The sequence below is a fragment of the Streptococcus vicugnae genome (assembly GCF_016461705.1).
Taxonomy (GTDB): Bacteria; Bacillota; Bacilli; order Lactobacillales; family Streptococcaceae; genus Streptococcus; species Streptococcus vicugnae.
Genome location: NZ_JAEMHW010000002.1, coordinates 659,430 through 681,523 on the forward strand (window position 1 = coordinate 659,430; position 22,094 = coordinate 681,523).

The 22,094-nt window shown below is 36.5% G+C and carries 23 protein-coding genes and 1 pseudogene; 4 read left to right on the forward strand and 20 right to left on the reverse strand.

Annotated elements, in window-relative coordinates:
* Window positions 1–50 precede the first annotated feature (50 nt).
* From JG537_RS06770 to rsmD, 8 genes are all read right to left on the reverse strand, one after another.
* Window positions 51–557: a VanZ family protein gene (locus JG537_RS06770; protein ID WP_199544485.1), complete on the reverse strand. Its 507-nt coding sequence runs from the start codon at window positions 555–557 to the stop codon at window positions 51–53.
* Between the two features lie 9 nt (window positions 558–566).
* On the reverse strand, window positions 567–1,667 hold the full coding sequence (rlmN, locus tag JG537_RS06775; RefSeq protein ID WP_132869404.1) for a dual-specificity RNA methyltransferase RlmN: 1,101 nt from the start codon (window positions 1,665–1,667) through the stop codon (window positions 567–569).
* Window positions 1,668–1,687: 20 nt separating this feature from the next.
* Window positions 1,688–2,248, reverse strand: coding sequence for a YutD family protein (locus tag JG537_RS06780; protein WP_199544487.1), 561 nt, complete (start codon window positions 2,246–2,248; stop codon window positions 1,688–1,690).
* Window positions 2,249–2,279: 31 nt separating this feature from the next.
* On the reverse strand, window positions 2,280–3,602 hold the full coding sequence (locus tag JG537_RS06785) for a bifunctional metallophosphatase/5'-nucleotidase (protein ID WP_199544488.1): 1,323 nt from the start codon (window positions 3,600–3,602) through the stop codon (window positions 2,280–2,282).
* A gap of 124 nt (window positions 3,603–3,726) precedes the next feature.
* Window positions 3,727–3,963, reverse strand: coding sequence for a DUF3923 family protein (locus JG537_RS06790; RefSeq protein WP_132869401.1), 237 nt, complete (start codon window positions 3,961–3,963; stop codon window positions 3,727–3,729).
* A gap of 141 nt (window positions 3,964–4,104) precedes the next feature.
* On the reverse strand, window positions 4,105–5,190 hold the full coding sequence (locus JG537_RS06795; RefSeq protein ID WP_199544490.1) for a SepM family pheromone-processing serine protease: 1,086 nt from the start codon (window positions 5,188–5,190) through the stop codon (window positions 4,105–4,107).
* On the reverse strand, window positions 5,168–5,665 hold the full coding sequence (gene coaD / locus JG537_RS06800; protein WP_132869924.1) for a pantetheine-phosphate adenylyltransferase: 498 nt from the start codon (window positions 5,663–5,665) through the stop codon (window positions 5,168–5,170). Before coaD ends, JG537_RS06795 begins: the two co-directional genes overlap by 23 nt.
* 32 nt (window positions 5,666–5,697) lie before the next feature.
* On the reverse strand, window positions 5,698–6,237 hold the full coding sequence (gene rsmD / locus JG537_RS06805) for a 16S rRNA (guanine(966)-N(2))-methyltransferase RsmD (protein ID WP_199544494.1): 540 nt from the start codon (window positions 6,235–6,237) through the stop codon (window positions 5,698–5,700).
* Between the two features lie 131 nt (window positions 6,238–6,368).
* Between rsmD and JG537_RS06810 the strand changes: the two genes are divergently transcribed.
* Both JG537_RS06810 and JG537_RS06815 read left to right on the forward strand, forming a co-directional pair.
* Window positions 6,369–7,211: a hypothetical protein gene (locus tag JG537_RS06810; protein WP_199544495.1), complete on the forward strand. Its 843-nt coding sequence runs from the start codon at window positions 6,369–6,371 to the stop codon at window positions 7,209–7,211.
* A gap of 125 nt (window positions 7,212–7,336) precedes the next feature.
* Entirely contained in the window at window positions 7,337–8,080 is a 744-nt protein-coding gene (locus JG537_RS06815; RefSeq protein ID WP_199544498.1) for a hypothetical protein, read from the forward strand.
* A 107-nt stretch (window positions 8,081–8,187) separates the two neighbouring features.
* Here the strand turns inward: JG537_RS06815 and asnA are convergent, their stop codons facing one another.
* From asnA to JG537_RS06875, 12 genes and pseudogenes are all read right to left on the reverse strand, one after another.
* Window positions 8,188–9,180 carry an aspartate--ammonia ligase gene (asnA, locus tag JG537_RS06820; RefSeq protein ID WP_199544499.1) on the reverse strand — a complete coding sequence of 331 codons (993 nt, stop codon included), beginning with the start codon at window positions 9,178–9,180 and terminating at the stop codon, window positions 8,188–8,190.
* Window positions 9,181–9,511: 331 nt separating this feature from the next.
* Window positions 9,512–10,717: an MFS transporter gene (locus tag JG537_RS06825; protein WP_199544501.1), complete on the reverse strand. Its 1,206-nt coding sequence runs from the start codon at window positions 10,715–10,717 to the stop codon at window positions 9,512–9,514.
* A 101-nt stretch (window positions 10,718–10,818) separates the two neighbouring features.
* Window positions 10,819–11,901 (reverse strand): MmcQ/YjbR family DNA-binding protein, encoded by a 1,083-nt coding sequence (locus JG537_RS06830; RefSeq protein WP_199544503.1) that lies wholly within the window; start codon window positions 11,899–11,901, stop codon window positions 10,819–10,821.
* A 72-nt stretch (window positions 11,902–11,973) separates the two neighbouring features.
* Window positions 11,974–12,379, reverse strand: a pseudogene (locus JG537_RS06835) (oleate hydratase); the annotation flags it as partial.
* Between the two features lie 188 nt (window positions 12,380–12,567).
* Window positions 12,568–12,771 carry a type II toxin-antitoxin system mRNA interferase toxin, RelE/StbE family gene (locus tag JG537_RS06840; protein ID WP_199544506.1) on the reverse strand — a complete coding sequence of 68 codons (204 nt, stop codon included), beginning with the start codon at window positions 12,769–12,771 and terminating at the stop codon, window positions 12,568–12,570.
* 94 nt (window positions 12,772–12,865) lie between these two features.
* A complete protein-coding gene (locus JG537_RS06845) occupies window positions 12,866–14,284 on the reverse strand; it encodes a hypothetical protein (protein WP_199544507.1) in 1,419 nt (472 codons plus the stop codon).
* A 103-nt stretch (window positions 14,285–14,387) separates the two neighbouring features.
* Window positions 14,388–14,720 (reverse strand): hypothetical protein, encoded by a 333-nt coding sequence (locus JG537_RS06850; protein ID WP_199544509.1) that lies wholly within the window; start codon window positions 14,718–14,720, stop codon window positions 14,388–14,390.
* Between the two features lie 647 nt (window positions 14,721–15,367).
* Window positions 15,368–18,019: a valine--tRNA ligase gene (locus JG537_RS06855; RefSeq protein ID WP_199544511.1), complete on the reverse strand. Its 2,652-nt coding sequence runs from the start codon at window positions 18,017–18,019 to the stop codon at window positions 15,368–15,370.
* A gap of 59 nt (window positions 18,020–18,078) precedes the next feature.
* The gene (locus JG537_RS06860) at window positions 18,079–18,657 is read right to left on the reverse strand and encodes a GNAT family N-acetyltransferase (protein WP_199544513.1); all 579 of its coding nucleotides are present in this window, start codon (window positions 18,655–18,657) and stop codon (window positions 18,079–18,081) included.
* Window positions 18,650–19,219, reverse strand: coding sequence for a flavin reductase family protein (locus tag JG537_RS06865; protein WP_061459268.1), 570 nt, complete (start codon window positions 19,217–19,219; stop codon window positions 18,650–18,652). Before JG537_RS06865 ends, JG537_RS06860 begins: the two co-directional genes overlap by 8 nt.
* 245 nt (window positions 19,220–19,464) lie before the next feature.
* Window positions 19,465–19,782, reverse strand: coding sequence for a helix-hairpin-helix domain-containing protein (locus tag JG537_RS06870; RefSeq protein WP_199544515.1), 318 nt, complete (start codon window positions 19,780–19,782; stop codon window positions 19,465–19,467).
* Between the two features lie 2 nt (window positions 19,783–19,784).
* Window positions 19,785–20,039 carry a DUF1912 family protein gene (locus JG537_RS06875; RefSeq protein ID WP_004230643.1) on the reverse strand — a complete coding sequence of 85 codons (255 nt, stop codon included), beginning with the start codon at window positions 20,037–20,039 and terminating at the stop codon, window positions 19,785–19,787.
* A gap of 255 nt (window positions 20,040–20,294) precedes the next feature.
* Between JG537_RS06875 and JG537_RS06880 the strand changes: the two genes are divergently transcribed.
* Both JG537_RS06880 and JG537_RS06885 read left to right on the forward strand, forming a co-directional pair.
* Window positions 20,295–21,062, forward strand: a complete 768-nt coding sequence (locus JG537_RS06880; protein WP_199544517.1) for a nucleoside phosphorylase — start codon at window positions 20,295–20,297, stop codon at window positions 21,060–21,062.
* A gap of 389 nt (window positions 21,063–21,451) precedes the next feature.
* Window positions 21,452–22,090 (forward strand): deoxynucleoside kinase, encoded by a 639-nt coding sequence (locus JG537_RS06885; protein ID WP_199544519.1) that lies wholly within the window; start codon window positions 21,452–21,454, stop codon window positions 22,088–22,090.
* The last annotated feature ends 4 nt before the right edge of the window (window positions 22,091–22,094 follow it).

Sequence of the window (22,094 nt, forward strand, 5' to 3'; positions counted from 1 at the left end):
CTAAGTTTCTCATATGAAAAAGGTCAGGAGTTTTTCCTGACCTATAATAACTACTTGTGATATTTTTTGTAAATAACTGTGTAAAGCACCAAAGCTAGTAAGCCACCTAATGAATTAGTCCAAAGATCATCAATTTCAAAGACCCGATTAGCATTATAGAGTAAGTCTACAAGCAACTGAGTCGTTTCAATCACTAGACTCACTCCAAAAGCAAATAGCCAAGCTCTCTTCCAATGACGTAGTTTTGGAAATAGCCAAATCAAGCCAAACATCAATGGAAAAACAAGAAACATATTGGTGACATTTTGCGCAAATACCCAAAATGCTTCAAAGGCACTATCAAGCTGACCAATACCAATCAAACTGTTAAACGGCACCAAAAGCAAACGTAAGTGTCCATAATAAATGATATTGGGTGTCTCAACCCCATCGATTTTAAATGGTTGCGGACTAAAACACAAGAAGCAAAGGGCAAGGATGTAAATCCCCACCAAAGTTATTGCCACCTTACGCCCTATGCTTGTCAACTCAAGTTCTTCATCACATAGCTTTCTCATTTTACCTTCTTATTTTGCTTTAGCAGCTTTTTGGCGGTCACGTTTCATTGTATTTGAACGCAATTGACCACAAGCGGCATCAATATCAGTTCCATGTTCTTGACGAACGACACAGTTGACACCATTTTTCTTAAGAACATCGTAAAAGGCTGCAACGTTTTCTTTACTTGAACGACGGTATTGATCGTGTTCAGAAACTGGGTTATATGGAATCAAGTTGATGTAAGACAATTTGCGGATTTTTTTCGTCAAATCAGCCAATTCTTGTGCGTTTTCTGGTGAGTCATTAACATCATTTAACATGATATACTCAAACGTCACACGACGGTTAGTTGTTTCAACGTAGTATTCAATCGCAGCAAAGAGTTTTTCAAGTGGGAATGAACGGTTAACACGCATGATTTGTGAACGTAATTCATTGTTTGGTGCGTGAAGCGAAACAGCCAAGTTAACTTGCAAGCTTTCGTGAGCGAATTCACGGATTTTGTGTGCTAAACCTGATGTTGAAATTGTGATGTGACGCGCACCAATAGCAAGACCATTGTCATTGTTAATGGTACGTACAAAACGAAGAACATTGTCGTAGTTATCAAATGGTTCACCAATCCCCATAACAACGACGTGACTCACGCGCTCATCTTGACCACGTTCGTCAAAGTATTTTTGTACCATCATGATTTGTGAAGTGATTTCACCACTTGTCAAATCACGTTGTTTTTTAATCAAACCACTGGCACAGAATGAACATCCCATATTACAACCGACTTGTGATGTCACACAGACAGACAAACCATAGTGTTGACGCATCAATACAGTTTCAATCAACATACCATCTGGCAATTCAAATAGGTATTTGACCGTTCCATCTGACGCTTCTTGGACAACACGTTGTTTCAATGGGTTAACGCAGAAATTTTCGTTTAAAATAGCGATAAAATCTTTTGAGATATTAGTCATCTCTTCAAAAGATTGGACACGTTTACGGTAAAGCCAATCCCAAATTTGTGTTGCACGGAATTTCTTTTCACCGTGTTCGATTGCCCATTCGATAAGTTCATCACGTGTTAAACCGTAAATAGAGGGCTTCATGTCCTTAGTTTCTGTTTGCATTCTGTAAATTTATTTCCTTCCTATTTCTCTTTGCGGCGAATGACAAATTGTTTAGCCGACTGAATTTCTTTTTGCTGTTCACGTTTTTGGTGGCGTTCATTGCGTCCTTTACTTTCTTTACGTTTTTGACTAGTAAAGTGTTGATTGCCGGAGCGCTCTGCTTTTTTCTTACCAGAAGAACGTTTTTGTGATTTATGACGTCTTGCTTGTTTTTCTTCTTCAGATTTCACAGGACGTGGTTCTTTATTTTCAAGAACAAAATAAGCACAGCCAAAGTTACAATATTCTTTAAGGTAATCATCTAAACGTGAAATACGATTAGCCTTTTTAACGTCTCGGTCATCTTTGTAAAAACCTTTTAGACGTAGTTGCTCATTTCCCCAATCTCCGACGATATAGTCATACTTAAGCAAGATATCTGAAAAACGTTGACTAAAAACAGCTGCATCAAAAGCATTCTTCTCATTTTCCAAAATTAACAATTCAATATCATCACTCTTGACACGGTCAGAAAACGCCACAAATTGCGGACCAGGAAATTTATTGTAATTGTACATTTCAGGAGAGATATCTTTTCTCATCGGTCTCCTCTCTTAATCGCTAAAATTCATATTATTTTTTTAGGTAGGTCTCTACCAGTTCACGTAGTAATTCGGGAAAAAGTAACTCTGCTTGGTGAGATTTTATGGTCTCAAAATAACGTGCAAAGTAATATTGATCAACCAAGACTAAACTGATAGTGTCCTTTTCATTCGTAACCTTTTTATTATACACTATTTTTCCGTTTTTGTAAGCAAAGCCACTTGTTAAAACGGTCCCAAATTTCTTACCACGAAATCCCATTCCTCGGATTTGTTGTCTAGCTAATAATTCTGCTTGCGAATAAACATCCTGACAAATTTCTGCTAACTCAGCAGTCGTAATTTCTAACCTTGCTAATCGCATTTGGTGCGGAAGCGAATGGTGCAAGGTATCTTTGGTTATTTTCTTAGTAAATGGTTCGACAACTAAACCTGAATTTATCATAGCAATATCAGCATGAGCATAGTCTTTCATAGCATCCATAACTAGCTGACAAGAAGACTCTAAAGTCAAGTCTTCATCAAATTGCTTAATTTCTTCTCCATCTAAAAGCTGACGTCCATCTGAAACAATATTTTCTACCCACTCTTTATCACCAGGTTTGCTAGCCATATGACTAGTTTCGTGCGCGTGAATGGTGATGTCTGTTAATTCATGATTATCAAAACTTAAATTAATTTCACCAACGAACTGACCGTACTTTCCTGCTGCAGCCATATAAGTGCCGTTAAGGCACGCCCCATCTTCAAAGACATGGTGTGTATGTGCTCCTATAATAAGATCTATCTCTGGGCATTTTGTAGTAATCTTCTCATCCCAAGGAAGTCCAAGGTGACTAAGCAATATCCTAAAATCAGCTTCTTGTACTTCCTTGATTGCAAGATCTCTTTTTAAACACTCTAAGGGATCAAGAACTGTCCAACCACCTGGTTTATAAGTTAAATAATAAGGAAAAGTATAGGCTAAAAAAGCAACTTTAGTTCCTGCTTTGGTCTCATAAATTTTATAAGGTACTGCCCAGTCGGGGCGACCATTATCGTCTTCTAAGTTTCCTAAAATAACATCAAAGTCAGCCTCTTGGTAAACTTGATTTAACCAGTTTTTAGCTAAACCAATACCTTCATTATTTCCAATCGTCGCAAAATCAATCTTTAAATCATTTAGCAACTGAACATTACATTTTCCTTTACTAATATCCGTCATTGGGTGCCAGCGGTCAATATTATCACCAATATCAAGACGAATCACCTCATCTGTCTCAGGATATTCTTGAAAATAACGTTTGATTTTTGGATAGGTCTCAAAATGAGAGTGCCAATCATTCAGATGTAAAATCGTTAGCTTTTCTGTCATAAAAATATTATAGCATTTTCAACCACAATAGTGATATTTCAGTGGTTTTACAAATCGATGATCAATAAAAACAGCTAGATGACTCACCTAGCTGTTACATATAATACGACACTCAGTGAGTGCTCTAGTGCTTTTTAGCTAATTTCACATGCTTAACAAACATATAAGCAATTCCCTGGAACATCCATAACGAAGCATAGCAAAGCAGCCAAATAGAGAAAGTTATCCATTTCATCCCTAGTGTCTGGTAAATGCCGTTCCCGTTAACTGACCTGATAAAGATTAACAAACTAACATCTAAAAAAATAAATAAGGCTGCAATATTAAAGCCTATAATAAAACGTTTCTGCCAGTTTGTCATATGCCCCTCCAATCTTCTGAATTTGTTTCTTCCGCTCCATTTTAAATCATTGTAATCAATAAAGCTTAAGAAAACATTAACTGATTGGAAAAATATAAAAACTCCCCTCCTCTAGACTAAATAGAGGGAGGAGTTTCATAATTAATTTGTACTTCTCAAATAATCGATTGCCTCTTGAACCGTTGTTACCGGAACAATTTTCATATCTGTATCAAGATCTTTTGCTGCTTCTTTGGCTTCTTCGTAATTTGTTTTAGCATCAGGATCTTTTTTCAATATTTCTTTATCAACAGGATTATTTGGAACAAAGAAAATATCCGCACCAGACTTAGCAGCCGATACAACTTTCAGACCAGCGCCGCCAATATCACCTACAGAACCATCTGATTCAATCGTACCAGTACCTGCAATTTTACGACCTTTACGAAGGTCTTCGTTATTAACTTGATCATAAATATCAAGGGTAAACATCAAACCTGCACTTGGTCCACCAACACCACTCGTATCAAAATCTACATCAACATCAGATAACACTTTGGTATGGTCAACCAAGCCAATTCCAATACCATTTTTACCATTTGGCAATTCAATGATTTTACCAGAAACCTCTTTTGTTTTACCGTTTGAAATTTCTTGAACAGTGACTTTAGAACCAAGATCTAAATCAGCAACATAAGCCATGAGCTCTTGCGAACTCTCAAAAGTCTTACCATTCACACCAGTCACAGTATCGGCCAGATGCAAAAGCCCTTTGAAGGTCGAATTTTTGGTCACGTTTAAAACATAAACCCCTTCATAATTCAACTTAACATCTTTTCCTGCTAAAGTTAGAGCTTGATAAGTCGCTGTATTTTGTGACGTTTCCATATAATACTGATTAATACGCATATAATCTTCATTACTGTAGCCACCTGTTGTCGCTGCCGCAGTTGAAATTTCTGTATGCGGTGTTAACCAAGCGTAAACTAGTTGAGCTAATGTTGCTTGACTCACACTTACAGCTACAAAATTATAAGACCCTTTATCCTTATCAGCTTTATTATTAACCGTTAAAACACTACGAACATCGTAGGCACCACCAGGCATTTCAATATAATAATCAAGTGGATAGAATAGACTAAAGATGAGAAAAATTGTTCCCACGGCTCCTAAAATCCACCATTTTAAGCGGTATAAAATACGACCTAACTTTTTCAAAATCCCTTTAAATGCGTTTAAGATTGTCATATTTTTCCTCCACTTTTTTCACAACACTGTCTGGAACAAATGCTGAGATATCAGAATGAAAATGCATCAATTCGCGTACACGACTAGATGACACATAATGCCATTCAGGTGAGGTAAGTAAATAAACACTCTCAATATCATTAGCTAAGTGATGATTGAAGAAATCCATACTTGCCTCATATTCCAAATCTTTAGCATCTCGAATTCCTCTAACCAAATAGCCAGCCTTTAACTCTCTTGCCACGTCAACAGCTAAAGAATCCTGTGCTGTCACTACTTTCACGTTAGAATAAGGCTCTACTGCCTCTTCTAGCATCTGCTTTCTCTCAGCAATCGTAAACAGACCAGATTTATTTCTATTATATAAAATCCCCACATAAAGCGTGTCAAAGAGTCTACTTGCACGAGCAATGATATCAAGATGCCCTTTTGTCACAGGATCAAAGGACCCAGTCACCAAACCAATTTTAGCCATACTGCCTCCATTAGTGATTAAATCATACTGGTTTATCTAACATAAACCGTCACCTTACTAATTCCATACGTTTTTTGCTTCCAGATACCAAAGTTTGAAATTTCTTCTGGCAAATCAACCGATTTATCTGTCTCACAGACAATCATAACATCTTCAGATAAAAGACCATTTTCTTCCAACGTTGTAATATTTTTAACAATTTCTTCCTTAGCATAAGGTGGATCCAAAAGTACTAAATCAAATTTTCCACTAACAACATCCAAAGCCTTATTAGCATCCATCTTCATTAGGTGAAATTGCTTTTCAGCCTTAGTCATTTTGATATTTTCTGTGATAATAGCTTGCGCTTGACGATTACGTTCGACCATAACCGCCTCATCCATTCCACGCGAAATAGCTTCAATAGCCAAACTACCACTACCAGAAAACAAATCCAAAACACGTCCACCGTCAAAGAATGGACCTATCATATTAAAAATAGCGCCCTTAACCTTATCGGTAGTTGGACGAGTAATTTTTCCATCGAGCGTCTTCAAAGGACGCCCACCAAAATTTCCTGCTACAACTCTCATAAGAACCATTATAGCAAAATTCGTGCAAAATGCCTTAAAAAATTCTCAAGCACCTTTACAGCAAAAATGTGATTTGATATGATTAGTAAGATAATTTCAATCATCAAAGTTTTTAGGATAAAGGAGTTATGATGGATTTAAAAAAATTCTTTAAAGACAAGAAGAATCTTGCAATCACAATCTTGTCAGTTTTATTGATTGGTAGTTTCTCTGCTCAAGGAAATAAAAGTCAAGAACTTACCCAAGCTGAAACTAAAATTGAGCAGCTCAGTCAAGAAGTAGACAATGCTAAATCAGATTTAATTGATAGTCAAGATAAACTCAGCGATTTCAAGGAAGAAAACGCTAAATATATTGAACTTGGTAAAAAAGAATACCAAAAAGTTAAAGCTATCGAAAATGAGGCTGAAGCTGCTGTCAAGAAATTAGAAAATGACCAAACACAAGCTAATCTCGATGCAGCTACAACCAAAGTCAACGCTGTTGATGATACAAAGATTAAAGAAAAACTCCAAAAGCGTATTGCAACTGTCAAAACGGCTATTGAAACTAAGAAACAACAAGAAGCTATTAACTCTGCTGAAACTGCTGTTAAAAAACTTGAAAATGATCAAAAACGTGAGAACGTTGATGACGCTAAAAATAAAGTTAACGCAGTAACTGATTCAGCTAAAAAAGAAGCCTTCAATAACCGTATCAACGCAGTCGTTTCAGCAATTGATACCAAAGAAGCTGAAGCTGCTCGTCAAGCTGAGGAAGCAAGAAAAGCTGAAGAAGCTAGACAAGCACAAGAGCAAGCTGCCGCTGAAGCTGCTCGTCAAGCACAGGAACAAGCCGCTGCTGCCGCTCAACAAGCGCAACAACAAGAACAAGCCGCTGGTGGATATAAAAGAGATTATCGCGGTAGATGGCATCGCCCAAATGGACAATATGCTTCAAAAGCAGAAATTGCAGCTGCAGGTCTACCTTGGTAGCCAGCAATCTTAAAGTCGTTAGAAATTTTTCTAGCGATTTTTTTCTTTGCTATATTTACAGAACTATTTCAAAGTGATATCCTTCTAGTGTAAACTTTTATAGTTCAAATTATTTGGAGGATACAATGAAAAAGAAACTAAAACTTGCCCTATTATTGATGACCGCCCTTGTTCTTGGCACATCTCAAGACCTAGGAGTTTTAACCCCTGCGTCATTTGGAAACAATCATGTCGTTTTAGCTGATACTAAGACTAAAAGTAAATCAGTTAAAAAAGACGACAAAGCAATCAAAGCTGCTAAAAAAGCTGTCAAAAAACTTGAAAAAGATCAAACCCAAGAAAATCTTGATTTAGCTACAAAAAAAGTTAAATCTGTCAAAAATAAAAAAGTAAAAAAACAACTTAAAAAGCGCATCGTAACTGTTAAAGCTGCCATCGAAGCTAAAAAACAAGAACAGGCAGCTCAAACTGCAGCCGAAGCCGCCGTTGCAAACTTAGAAGCTAATCAAACCCGTGAAAACGTTGATGACGCTAAAAATAAAGTAAACGCGGTATCTGATTCAGCTAAAAAGGATGCCTTTAACAACCGTATCAATGCTGTCGTTTCAGCTATCGATGCCAAAGAAGCTGAAGCTGCTAGACAAGCCGAAGAGGCTCGAAAAGCTGAAGAAGCTAGACAAGCTCAAGAACAAGCTGCTGAAGCTGCACGTCAAGCCCAAGAGCAAGCTGCCGCTGCTGCCGCTCAACAAGCGCAACAACAAGAACAAGCCGCTGGTGGATATAAAAGAGATTATCGCGGTAGATGGCACCGCCCAAATGGACAATACGCTTCAAAAGCAGAAATTGCAGCTGCAGGTCTACCTTGGTAGCCAGCAATCTTAAAGTCGTTAGAAGTTTTTCTAGCGATTTTTTTATAATCAAAAAGCCGACTGAGTATCAGCCGACCTTTTTTAGTCCTTAAATTAAGTTTCTTCTACTAAAGAATGTTTTCGTAAGTGTCACGAACTTCTTTTGGCCAAACACTTGATTGCACTTCACCAATGTGTTTTTTACGAAGCAAGAACATTGCCATACGTGATTGACCGATACCACCACCGATTGTAAGTGGGAAGAGACCATTGAGAAGAGCTTTATGCCATTCTAATTGCAAACGATCTTCGTCACCAGTGATTTTAACTTGACGTTTAAGAGCTTCTTCGTCAACACGAATACCCATCGAAGACAATTCAAATGCAGAACCCAAAGCTTCATTCCAAACAATGATATCACCGTTAAGACCATGGTAACCATTTTCTGATTCAGAAGTCCAGTCATCGTAGTCAGGTGCACGACCATCATGGCGTTGACCATCAGGCAAAATACCACCGATACCAATAAGGAAAATAGCTCCGAATTCTTTAGCGGCAGCATTTTCACGTTCTTTTGGTGTCAAATCTGGATAACGTTCTACCAATTCTTCTGTGTGAATGAAAGTGATTTTCTTAGGCAAAACAGCTTCAATATCAAAACGTGCTTCTACTGCTAGTTCTGTCAAACGAATAGCTTTATAAACTTGTTCAACAGTTTCTTTCAAGTATTCGATGTTGCGACGACCATTTGGAATAACTTTTTCCCAATCCCATTGGTCGACATAAATTGAGTGGATTGGGTCTAATTCTTCTTCATCTGGACGGAGAGCTTTCATGTGTACGAAAAGCCCTTCTCCTTCATTGAAGCCGAAACGTGCTAAGGTATGACGTTTCCACTTAGCAAGTGAATGAACAACTTCATATTCAGCATCAGGAATACGTTTAACGTGCACAGATACAGGATGTTCAACGCCGTTCAAATTATCTTGCATACCATCCCCGACCTGACTAAGAATAGGTCCTTGCACTTCAACAATGCCAAGTTTATCAATCAAATATTGAGTAAAAGTATTCTTGACAAAAGAAATCTCCTGCTGTTGATGAATAAAGCTTTTCTTCATATGCTCCTCCTTAAAAATTTTTTAAATTTGAAATACCAAAATGATAATGAACGATAGTGAGGTATATTTTGTATTTCGTGATCGCTTTACAACGATAGAGCTATTATACACCTATGTTTTTAAAAAATAAACACTTTTTTGCAAATTTTCGCAATATTTTTGAATTTTATGTTAGATAATCTGACAAGGAATGGTAAAACAGCTATTTATAGCCATTTTTTAACTCAAAAATTAACTTGAATGATTAAAAAAATTGAAACTCCAAACAAAAAACGACTTAATTTTTTCTAATAATCAAGTCGTTGTCGAAATAGTATTTAAATATAGACAGTTATCCATTACTTTGTAATAACCTCAAGAAAATAAGGCTCAGTATCATAACAGAAATGCCAAGATAGAGAAGATTTCCAGGATTGCTTGGACTAAAAATGATTGTAAAAAGAGCTGTTCCAAGGGGCATAAATAAAATAGCAACCGTAAAAACAATTCCTAATACTCGTCCCAAATATTCACTAGCGACTTCTCTTTGAATTAAAGAAAATGAATGGATGTTAAATAAGGTCATAAAAATCCCTGAACCAACAGGTGATAAAACCAGCAAAAAAAGTTCTGGCTTCACAAAATAAAGCACTGGAGCAAGTGCGACAAAACCACCAAAGACAAATAACATTCCCATTAATTGACTGGTTGATAGTTTTCGCCTAATTTTTCCACTAACTACCGCTCCAATCACTCCGCCGATAGCTTCTGCAGTTAAAAAAGTAGCATAAATATCTCCAGTGACTTTGGGAAACATTTGATTACCATAAGGAAGTAGAAGGCTGTAACCTGCCATGAAAAAATTGACTCCAGCTGATAGAGCAATCAAGAGATAAATCTGACGATTACTGATAACATACTTAAAGCCACTAACCAAATCATCGATAATGACCTTGGCTGAAAAATCATCATTCTTACTTGTCTCTTCTAAAATAGGTTGAACAAAAACTACAATCATAGCTGATAATAAAAACGACAAGCCATCTAGAATCAAAGCCCCATTAATGCCAATCACATGATAAATCCCCAAAGCAAGCATAGGCACAATGATTTTAACTAGCGTAGCAACCGTCTGCAGATAAGAATTAACTAGTGTAATCTGTTCTTTTTCAACAATTTCTTTGGTAAAAGCATTATAAGCTGGCGTCGAAAAAGCTGACAACAATGCCAACAAAGCATTTGTCAAAATCACTGCATACATCAACCAAGTTTGCTGAGTGATAAAAGACAAAATCAGACAGATTAAACCACTTAAAAAATCAGTCAATATAATAATTTTCTTTCGCCGAAAACGGTCCGCTATCACACCACCAAAGAGATTAAAAAGAGCGCCAATGATATTTTCCGTTGATTGATAGATTCCCACTAAAACCATTGACTTGACATTCATACTAGCCAAAAATGAATTATTAACATAATCAAATAAGACATCTCCGACTTTTGAAATTGTACTACTTGTAACCAAAAGTCCAGTATTTTTCTTCTCAATTTTTTTCATACAAACCTCCTTTTTCAGACAGTATACGCTTGAAAAGGTCGTTTTGCAATATTCTTTCAAATTATTTTCAAAAAAGCACCACACATCGTACGGTGTTTGATTTATCTTAGTAATGGTTTAATGTAAGCAATCAATTCTTTGGTCATTCGTCGTGGGCCGCGTACAGCTTTAACACCATAGGATTTTAGATGTTCAAAGGTTACTTCGTTATCAGAAAATGACTGTAGCAATTCAATTTTCATTAGTTTCTTAATAGAAGTATCATCTCGGTAAGCATCATTTGGTATATTAGCTTCAAGGACTCGGCAAAAATAACGAACTGCCTTAGTTGGTGCAGTCATGTAAATCGCGACAAAATCACCTTTTTTAATACTTGCTTTTTGCGTCCATAAAATGATTTTGCTTGCTGCAAATTCCGCATCAATATCATAATACTTTGGATTAGCTGGGATAATCCAATAATCTGGACCACTACCACTCCCTAAAGACTTCCCAATCACCAAAGCTCTGCTATTGTCCACCAAAGAAAAAAGTAAATCATCTGAAACAGTCTCATCCAAAACCACAGTCACCCAAGACTTCTTATTCATGTGATAAGACGGATAAACGCCCTTGATTTCAATCAATTCAGGCAACTTAGCTTGTTCAACCTTAATATTGATTATTTCAACTTTGTCATCCAGCGCTTCTTGCGGCCACTGCTCCTCACCAAGGTCTAATTTGCCACGCGCAATCGTCATCACAAGCCCATACCACTTCTGATTATCAGGATAGCGAAATGAAGAAAAATCAGGATATTTTTCAAAAGGATGGTCATACATGTCGCCATATGTCGCTTGCAAGTAGTGTGCGAGACGATTGGTTTGTGGATTGAGAAATGGCAGAGCTTCAAAGCAAGCTGTCGCCACACGTTCAAGCACCGCAAGATAAGCTTCTCTGACTTGCCCAACAAAATTTCCCATTGCTTGCGCCACATGAATGGCAAGATATTCCTCGTTCAAATCAGTATCAATCACATGAGTTGACACCTCCCCATCTGCCGCAACATGAACACGCACTTCAAAAGCGCCGTCCAAAATAGTTTCGCGGAACTCATAACCACCCTGTGATTTCTGAAAACCAAACGGTACCAAACGCTCAAACACCACCCGCTTTTTCCTAAAAATATCCGATTCAAATGACATAAGGACTCCTTTCGTTTAGCATAAGTATAACAAAAAAAGGCTGGAATGGCATTTTCCAGCCCTTTCTTTTCATCATTGAATGAGGTAATATTCTCGTAAGAGTTTTTTTCAATATCAGGTTCCTTCTGTCTTACGAAGAGCTTGCTTGAGGATAAATTTTTCGAAAAAATTCAACTTCATATCAGTAATAGCCTTGTCATCGCGTAGCACAACTGTCGCATGAAGCAAGTCACGCACATTATAGGTGCTCCCCCAAACTTCTGGAACACCACGGTCAATATCCAAGAGCATGTAAACAGCTTCCATACCTGTTCGAATAGAATATTCGGTGATAGACTGCGTCTCCGCAAATTGTCCTAAAAAGGCAAAGTTAACAGCGCCATCTGGCACGACATTTGGACGATCTCCTTTTTTCACGTGGCATGAAAAAGGCTGTTATATAAGGCATCATACAAGGAACAGTTTTGGCACTGTGACGCGTAAACCAACCACCTTTTCCTCAACCACATCAATCATAAGCTGATAGATCAACTGATAAAGGCTGTACCAGACGACCATTGGACAAAATATACTGTACCGTCATCATAAATATCAGTACTTTCGCGATCACCTCCAGCAGAAGCAACATAGGAACGTGATAAATAGATTGAAATACCATTCTTCTGATTACTTTGCTATATGAACATTCATAATGACAAAGTCCTCATCATTAACCTTGGTAATAATATAATATCCTACACGAAAGCGAATATAGTCAGACAACATCCCTGCCAGATATTTTCCCAGCGCCTGTGGAAAAACAACATCTATTAAATATTTATCAATCCATCGGGCAATGACTTTCTGTCTTCCCCTATCCAATTTATCCATAGCCCTGAAAAAGTTGAAGCATAGCGAACTTGATATTTAGCTATAATACTTTATCAGCTAATTTATAAAATCATATTAAAACGTGATTACTAATTCACTTGGTTAAATCATACAGAATATTACTAATTTTTTTACTATAATTATCTAGAAGATACTCTGATCGGTGGCTTTCCACTCCTCTTTCCAAACCAACACTTTCATTTAAAAATACTTCTATATTTCTTGATGAAAAGCCTATTTGTATTTTTTCACTTGGATTTTGAAAGTTTATGGCATTAAGAAGAGTTTCAAAATCTCTAATATATTCCAATAAAAAATTTTTATCCATTTTATCTGAAAAATTTATATATTTATCATAAAACCACTTGATATTTAGATTATTGTTATTAGCCCACCCACCAATATTGTTTTCAAAGTAATTACTATCCCTATCATATGGGAAATTACCAACAAAGATATCTTTTTCACGAAGTAACTCTTGGATAACTAGTAAAATTCTCTCATAAAATTCCCTAGTATCTGTTCCCTTCTTATTTGCAATATAATTCAAAGTCCTCCCTAATAGTAAACCTATGTTGTATTCTTCTATAATTTCCATAATCTTTAAGTTTTCATCAGAAGAAATTCTATCTATAAAATCTGTATTATCTTGTCTATAAATTTTATCTAAAGTTCGAACAAAACGTTTCAAGGCAAGTATTTTTACTGCCGGTTGACTGATTGTTTCCTTGTAGATTTCAATTCTTTCTGTTATCTGTTCTTTTATACCAATAAATTCTATTAAATATTTTCTATCTAGATACTTTTTATATTTCTCTATCTCATCTAGACTTATTACTCTTCTAAGGTGAAATGATACTTCTCCATAATAGTAGAAATAATAAATTTGTTCTTGGTAAATCGTTTTACATAAGATTAAAATAAATTCTATATCTTCAATATCTTGATTTAATATTGGTAAGTTAATATTTCCAGATTGTAGAGTTCCAATATTTTCTGATTTTATCACATCATTTTTATCTGAAAAACTTTTTACAAAAATACGTACATCATCAATAAAAGAATCATTTATATAAACGTCTAGTTTATAACTCTCTTTCCCATTACTCCCAACCTTATTGACCATGAATGTTGGTCTAACTTTTTGAAGCTCTCTTTCATTACTAACAAATCTTTCAATTGCAGCTTGCTTTTCTTCTAATTCTCGCCGATTTCTTTCACCCTCTATCCTATTTTGCTCATCTCTATAGCGTTCGCCTTGTTGCCTATTCCATTGTTCTATTGAAACCCTAATCTGTTTGTTTACTGACCAAATAGTCAAAATAATCGTTAATATGGAAAAAATAAGGCCTAAATAAGTTTCATTTTTTTCAATATAGCTATATAATTTCCCAATTATGTTATTTTCCTTAAATAATGGCAATACTACCAACAAGGTAGTAACAGTAAAAAGTAGTATTACTCCAAAAACTTTAAATATGAAACGGAAAAAACTAGAAATATAGCTTATCACCACTTTACCCTCCATCCTTTAAAAATTACTGTGCCATATTATGCTAAAAATATGACCTTTGTATTGAATAGTATCTGGACAACTTAAACGAGTGCTCAAATTTTTATTTTTGTACTTGTTCTGCCGTAAGCCATTCCATATTTCCTTTACTATTCTGCTTTACGGTACATTTCCACCATGTTCCATCTTGAACAGTTGCCATATTAATTTCACTTCTTTTTGGATTATATATTTCTCCATGTTTCCATGCAAAAAGACGATAACGTTTTCCTTCTCTATCAGTAAAATAACATACTAAACTGTTACTTTTGAATTTATTCCACCCTCTAAATTCTAGTTTCAAAAGAAACTCTCCCTCTTTATCAAAAGCATCATACAACTCAAAATTATGCTCAGTTAATTCTTCATAAGTTGTTAGTACACCATTTATATTCATAACCATGTCTCCTAAATTTTTTAATTTTATTATACCAAAAAAACACGGTCTTTAGACTGTGTTTCCTTAGTCAATTTATAAACATTCTTATACCTATTTAATCCATTCTAAACACCTAATAATATTTGAAATTCCTATTTATATAACCTAAACATTCCAGTTCTATAATTACCTTAAGAAAATTTTTACTACAATAATCAATATGGGAGCAAGGACTATACTCATGGAGTTAAGCCTATTAACTAATTCTGTTTTTGTCCTAGTTTATATACTAAAATTAAATTGAATAACCTTTTAACCAAAATATTTAAGCCAAAGAATAAAAGTAATAAAACAACTAATATTATGGAGATAATTACTGAGAACTCGGATAAGGAAGTAGGGTATTTGAAAGATTGCACAACTCCTTGTTTAGTTCCTAAATAAGTGATTAAGTAAATGATAAAACGGGTATTCCATATGTGATAAACAAACCTATTCCGTTTATAATATTTTTCAATTTTATTATCTCCTAACAACTTCTCCATCTCACTTAAAATTGTGTATTGCCCTCGATAAAAAATTTGAAGACTTGTTTTATTTTTAACAAACCAATAACCCCACCTCAACCATTAGTTGAAGTGGGGCGTTCTTTTATAATCGATTTATTATTTCACCAACTTTTTCATGTCTTCGATACGCGCAACTGTTGCGTCGTATTTAGCTTGGTAGTCAACTTGTTTGTTGCGTTCTTTTTGGACAACTTCTGGTTTAGCGTTAGCGACGAATTTTTCGTTGCCAAGTTTACGTGCAACCATATCCAATTCTTTTTGCCATTTAGCAAGTTCTTTGTCAAGACGTGCCAATTCTTCTTCAACGTTAAGAAGGTCAGCAAGTGGCAAGAAGATTTCTGCGCCAGTGATAACGCTAGACATTGCCAATTCTGGAGCTTCAATATCAGAAGAAATTTCTAGTTTTTCAGGATTTGTGAAACGTTTGATATAGTTCACATTGCTGTTGAAGAAATCTTCCAATTCTTTGTCGCTTGTCTTAACAAGAAGTGTGATTGGTTTGCTTGGTGCAACGTTCACTTCGCTACGTGCGTTACGAACGGCACGGATAAGGTCTTTAAGACTTTCAACACCTTTGTGCGCAGCTTCATTTTCAAATGCTGGGTTAACAGTTGGGTATTCAGCTGTTACGATTGAACCTTCAGAAATTTGTTCAAAGATTTCTTCAGTTACGAATGGCATGATTGGGTGAAGCAAACGAAGGATTTTATCAAGTGTGTAAAGAAGAACTGAACGAGTGATAACTTTTTCGTCTTCATTGTCGCTGTAAAGCACTTCTTTAGTCAACTCAACATACCAGTCAGCAAATTCATCCCAGATGAAGTTGTAAAGAATGTGACCAGCCACACCGAATTCAAATTTATCAAAGTTTTCAGTGACTTTAGCGATTGTTTCGTTCAAGTTGTGGAGGATCCAACGGTCAGTCACGTTACCAGCTGTTCCAGCAGCAACTTTTTCAACATTAGCGCTAGCTTGTTCAAGTGTAAGGTCTTCATTGTTCATCAAAATGTAACGAGAGATGTTCCAGATTTTGTTAATGAAGTTCCAAGCTGCATCCATTTTTTCGTAAGAGAAACGAACGTCTTGACCTGGTGCAGAACCGTTTGATAAGAACCAACGAAGCGCATCAGCACCATATTTTTCGATAACGTCCATTGGGTCAATACCGTTACCAAGCGATTTAGACATTTTACGTCCTTGTTCGTCACGGATAAGACCGTGGATAAGCACGTTTTCAAATGGACGACGTCCTGTGAATTCCAATGATTGGAAAATCATACGTGATACCCAGAAGAAGATGATATCGTAACCAGTTACCAATGTAGATGTTGGGAAGTAACGTTTGAAGTCTTCTGCTTCTGTATCAGGCCAACCCATTGTTGAGAATGGCCATAGCGCTGAACTGAACCAAGTATCAAGCACGTCTTCGTCTTGAGTCCATCCGTCACCTTCTGGAGCTTCTTCACCGACGTACATTTCGCCTTCAGCATTGTACCATGCAGGAATTTGGTGACCCCACCATAATTGACGAGAAATAACCCAATCGTGAACATTTTCCATCCATTGAAGGAAAGTATCGTTGAAACGTGGTGGGTAGAATTTCACTTCGTCATCAGTGTCTTGGTTAGCAATAGCATTTTTAGCCAATTGGTCCATTTTAACGAACCATTGTGTTGACAAACGAGGTTCAACTGGCACACCTGTACGTTCTGAGTGACCAACGCTGTGAACCATTTTTTCGATTTCAACAAGAGCTCCGATTTCTTCCAATTTTTTAACGACAGCTTTACGAGCTTCGAAACGATCCATACCAGCAAATTCACCAGCAAGTTCGTTCATTGTACCATCGTCGTTCATGACGTTGATTTGTGGCAAGTTGTGACGTTGACCAACTAAGAAGTCATTAGGGTCGTGTGCAGGAGTGATTTTAACCACACCAGTACCGAATTCTGGGTCAGCGTGTTCGTCACCAACGATTGGAATAGCTTTGTTTACGATTGGAAGGATAACATTTTTACCAATCAAATCTTTGTAACGATCGTCATTTGGGTTAACCGCAACGGCAACGTCACCAAACATTGTTTCTGGACGAGTTGTTGCTACTTCAAGGCTACGTGAACCATCTTCCAACATGTAGTTCATGTGGTAGAAAGCACCTTCGACGTCTTTGTGAATAACTTCGATATCAGAAAGAGCTGTACGAGCTTTTGGATCCCAGTTGATGATAAATTCACCACGGTAAATCCAACCTTTTTTGTAAAGTTGAACAAAGACTTTACGAACTGCTTTTGACAAACCTTCATCAAGGGTGAAACGTTCACGTGAGTAATCTACAGAGATACCCATTTTACCCCATTGTTGTTTGATTGTTGATGCGTATTCATCTTTCCATTCCCAAACTTTGTCAAGGAATTTTTCGCGACCAAGGTCGTAACGTGAAATACCATCTTCAGCAAGACGTGCTTCAACTTTTGCTTGAGTTGCAATCCCCGCATGGTCCATACCAGGAAGCCATAAAGTATCAAAACCTTGCATACGTTTTTGACGGATAATAATATCTTGCAAAGTTGTATCCCAAGCGTGACCAAGGTGAAGTTTACCAGTTACGTTTGGTGGTGGAATAACGATAGAATACGGATGAGCTTTCTTATCGCCAGAAGGCTTGAAAACATCTTCATCCAACCATTTTTGATAACGACCAGCTTCAACTTCAGCTGGGTTATATTTTGGTGAAAGTTCTTTTGACATAATGTGTCCTTTCTACAATTTTTTCAATAAGTTAATCAATTCAATTTATCAGGTGCTGCTTATAACTTCTCCCACTCACTTTTTAACAATCCATAACGTAATAAATCACAACGTTTTCCTTGTGCATCCTTACGATCACGGATTTTTGATTCAAGAGTAAAGCCAAGTTTTTCAGCTACACGCTGGCTAGCTTTGTTGTAACTATAACATTCAATTTCGATTTTATGGAGGCCTACCAGATTAAAACCAACTTCTAAAAGCGCACGCGCAGCTTCTGGCACGAGTCCTTGCCCCCAATAATCTGGATGAAGCAGATAGCCCATTTCAAGAACATCATCAGCATGGCGCTTATTAAAATCAACCGAGCCAATGACTTTATTTGTCCCTTTTAAGCAAATACCATAACCAGACGGTACCTTTTGCTCAACCCAGCGCTTTGGCATAATGTTTTCAAGATAATATGCCTCTGCTTCCACACTTTCTGCAGGTGGAAAACCAGCTGGCCAAGTCACTTCTGGCAAGCTCGCATAAGCAAAAATATCCTCAGCATCTGAGACCAGACGTTGACGCAAATATAGCCGTTCTGTCTCAGTATCAGGAAGTTTACTGTCCTTAATCTGACCTAAAATTTTAATCATATTTTGAACTCCTTATAAAAGTTCCTAGTTTATCACTATTCTTGTCATCTAAATAACGATAAACACGTCGCTTTTCATCACCAATATACTCAATTGGAGAGAATATAGCACTCTTAAAATTCCCTTTAGTATCAAGTAATGTCTCATCACACCAACGATTAATAATACGAGCTGTAAAATTGACGTACTCACCAAATTCTTGAATCTGCTCTACCCGACACTCCATAGATACAGGGCATTTTTCTAATAATGGAGCATCTATTACAGAGGATAATTCATAAGGAACTGATAATAATGTCAACTTATCTCTTTTTGTTAAGAAACCGGCTTTTTCCATTAAAAAACCTTGTTCCTTAGTTGGAATATTAATCGTAAATTCTTTAAATTTACTAATTTGCTTAACTGCATTACTCCCCTTAAACATTCCAATAACTACCATATCACCCAGACTAAACGATGAACTGCATGTCGTAATGTTATAGGAAAATTTTTCATCTTTATAACCTAATATAAAAATCGGAAAAGCATAATAAAATTTTGAAGTATTAAACGTTTTTTTCATCTGTTAACACCTACAATCAAAAAATCGCCCCTGTCTTTCGACAGGGACGAACTTTTATAAATCCGCGGTACCACCCACATTCGAGTGACTAGCACTCGCAACTTTGTTATTCAGTTACAACCTTCAGCAACCAGCCTCGACATTTGTGCGGATTTCTCAATAACACCGCTCCCTGTAACAAATGGTCTTCAAGACACCTCTGAATGTTATTATTTTAACAGATTTGGTCAGCTAACGCAAATGGATTAAGCTTTGAAAGCTACGCCATTTTCTTTAAGTTTGTTAACTGTTGCTGGACCAATTCCTTTAAAGTCCAAAACTTCTTTTTCAGTGAAGTTAGCAAAATCAGAAACTGATTTGAGTCCTTCATTGTAAAGTGTCTCAACAAGTTTTGGTCGAATGCCTTCTACGGCAGAAATCGCTGAAAATTCTTCCAAAGTAAGAGTCGCTTTTGAAACAACGTTAGCAGCAGCTTTAGCAGTTGATGCAGCAGCTGTTTTGATGATACCTGCACGTTTTAATTTCAATAAATACTCTTTTTTACGATTCTTTTTCTTTGCCATTTTTAATAATTTCTCTCCCCTAAAAGATTATCTGGTAATTCGTGGAAACCTTTACCGGCTTTATAATTAGCAAATTTGCCTTGGATATAACGGTAAGCATCTAACTTACTTTCGTAACGGATGTAAGCATCAGCAGCACGTTCATCCTTATCTTCTTCCACAATTTTACGGCTGGCTTCCATTGCCATTTCATTAACTGTAATTTGTGAATCTACCCAAGCTTCAAATTCTTTTAAAAATTCTTGTTCGTAAGTCATAAATACCTCTCGTCTGATTTCCTAGGTCATATTATAACACAAACCTTGATAAAATGAGAGCCTTGTAAAGGATTTGTAACATGATTTCCATGAAACAGCTTCTTTTTCAAGATGTTTTTCTGAAAAGATAGGTCAAATCATTGAAATAGCTGAAAATTTGACAACTTTTTACTCATACAATCTTGTCTTTTTCTACCATGTAAGATAGAATATTAAAAATATTTTGACAAGATATTCTTGGAAGGGAGTTTTAAAATGATTTTATCGCAATTTGATGCTAAACAAGAAGCTATTATCAATCCAAAAGATATCGTACAAGCACTGCCGGATTTTCCAAAAACCGCTGTAACTTGTTTTGCAAGAGGCACTTTTGCGAGAATCTTAGCTGAATTTCCGCACCGTAAACTTACCAAAACAACTGTGGCTAATCTCGAAATTCCGGTTTATGCACTAGACTTTCACGGTCAAGAAGTTGCCTTTTTCAATTCTTATGTTGGAGCCAGTGGCTGCGTGGCTATCTTAGAAGACATTATCGCCATGGGGGCTGAAAACTTGCTTGTCTTTGGGACTTGTGGAGTACTTGATAGCAATATCAAAGAAACATCAATCATTATCCCTACAACAGCTATTCGCGACGAAGGGACAAGCTATCACTATGCTCCTGCAGCTGATGAAATTTCCCTTAACCATACTTATCGCAAGCATTTTAAAACTTTCCTTGATCAGCTAAACATCTCTTATACCGAAGGAAAAGTCTGGTCAACTGACGGTATTTACCGCGAAACACATGGGAAAATGTTAGCCAGGAAAGCACAAGGCGCTATTGCTGTTGATATGGAATGCTCTGCCATTGCTGCACTTGCTGACTTTAGAAAAATAAACCATTTCCAATTCTTTTACTCAGCTGATAATTTAGATGCCGAAACATGGGACGCTAGAACACTAGCTAACGACGCTGATTTGGAAACCAAAGACCGCATTGCAAACCTTGCCTTAAGCTTTGCAACTCAAGTATTTCAATAATAGTCTAAGAAACTCAGCCTTATTAGCTGAGTTTTTTTGAAATTTTTTTATTGCTGTTAATGCTTGATTTTTAGCTATCTTTGACTTTTTAATCCAAAAAAATCAGTTTTAAACTCTTGTCAAACACAAAATATAGTGCTACTATTTTATCCGGGCACAAGATATTGTGTCTGAAAAATTGTCTCGACAAGGCAAGGCCTTAATTTGTCAAACATAGATATTATATTGGGAAAGGAGGACATGTTTCACCTATTTCCACACCATAATACTCACCCAAACATACATTTACTAACCTTTTCATAAAACAGATAGCCTAAGCTATCACACATACATTAACATTTTACACATATTCACAAAATAAAAAAGCATACTGGAGGTGCATTACCATCGTGATTATTCTAGCAGGAATGATAGGAGTCGGAAAAACTACCTACACTTCTCTCTTAGCCAAAGAACTTGGCACAACAGCTTTCTTTGAACCTGTTGATAATAACCCAATTTTAGATAAATACTATGAAGACCCAGAAAAATATGGGTTTGCTTTACAAATTTACTTCTTGAACAAGCGCTTCAAATCAATCAAAGAAGCTTACGAAGCAGACAATAATGTCTTAGACCGTTCAATCTACGAAGATGCTTTATTCACTTATATCAATACCCTTCAAGGAAGCATCAGTGATCAAGAATACAATATCTATTTGGAATTGCTAGACAACATGATGGAGGAAATTGACGGACTTCCTAAAAAAGCTCCTGATTTGCTTATCTACCTCGAAGGAAGTTTCGACCACATCATGAAAAATATCAAAAAACGTGGACGTGATTTTGAACAACCAGATGACGAAAATGGTCTAACAGATTACTACAAACTCCTTCACAAGCACTACACTAAATGGTATGAAGATTACCAATACAGTCCCAAAATGAAAATCAACACCGACAACCTCGATGTTACCAAAGCTGAGGACTGGGATAAAGTGTACCAAATGATCCGTCAAGAAATGAAATCAATTGGAATTGGAGATTAACATT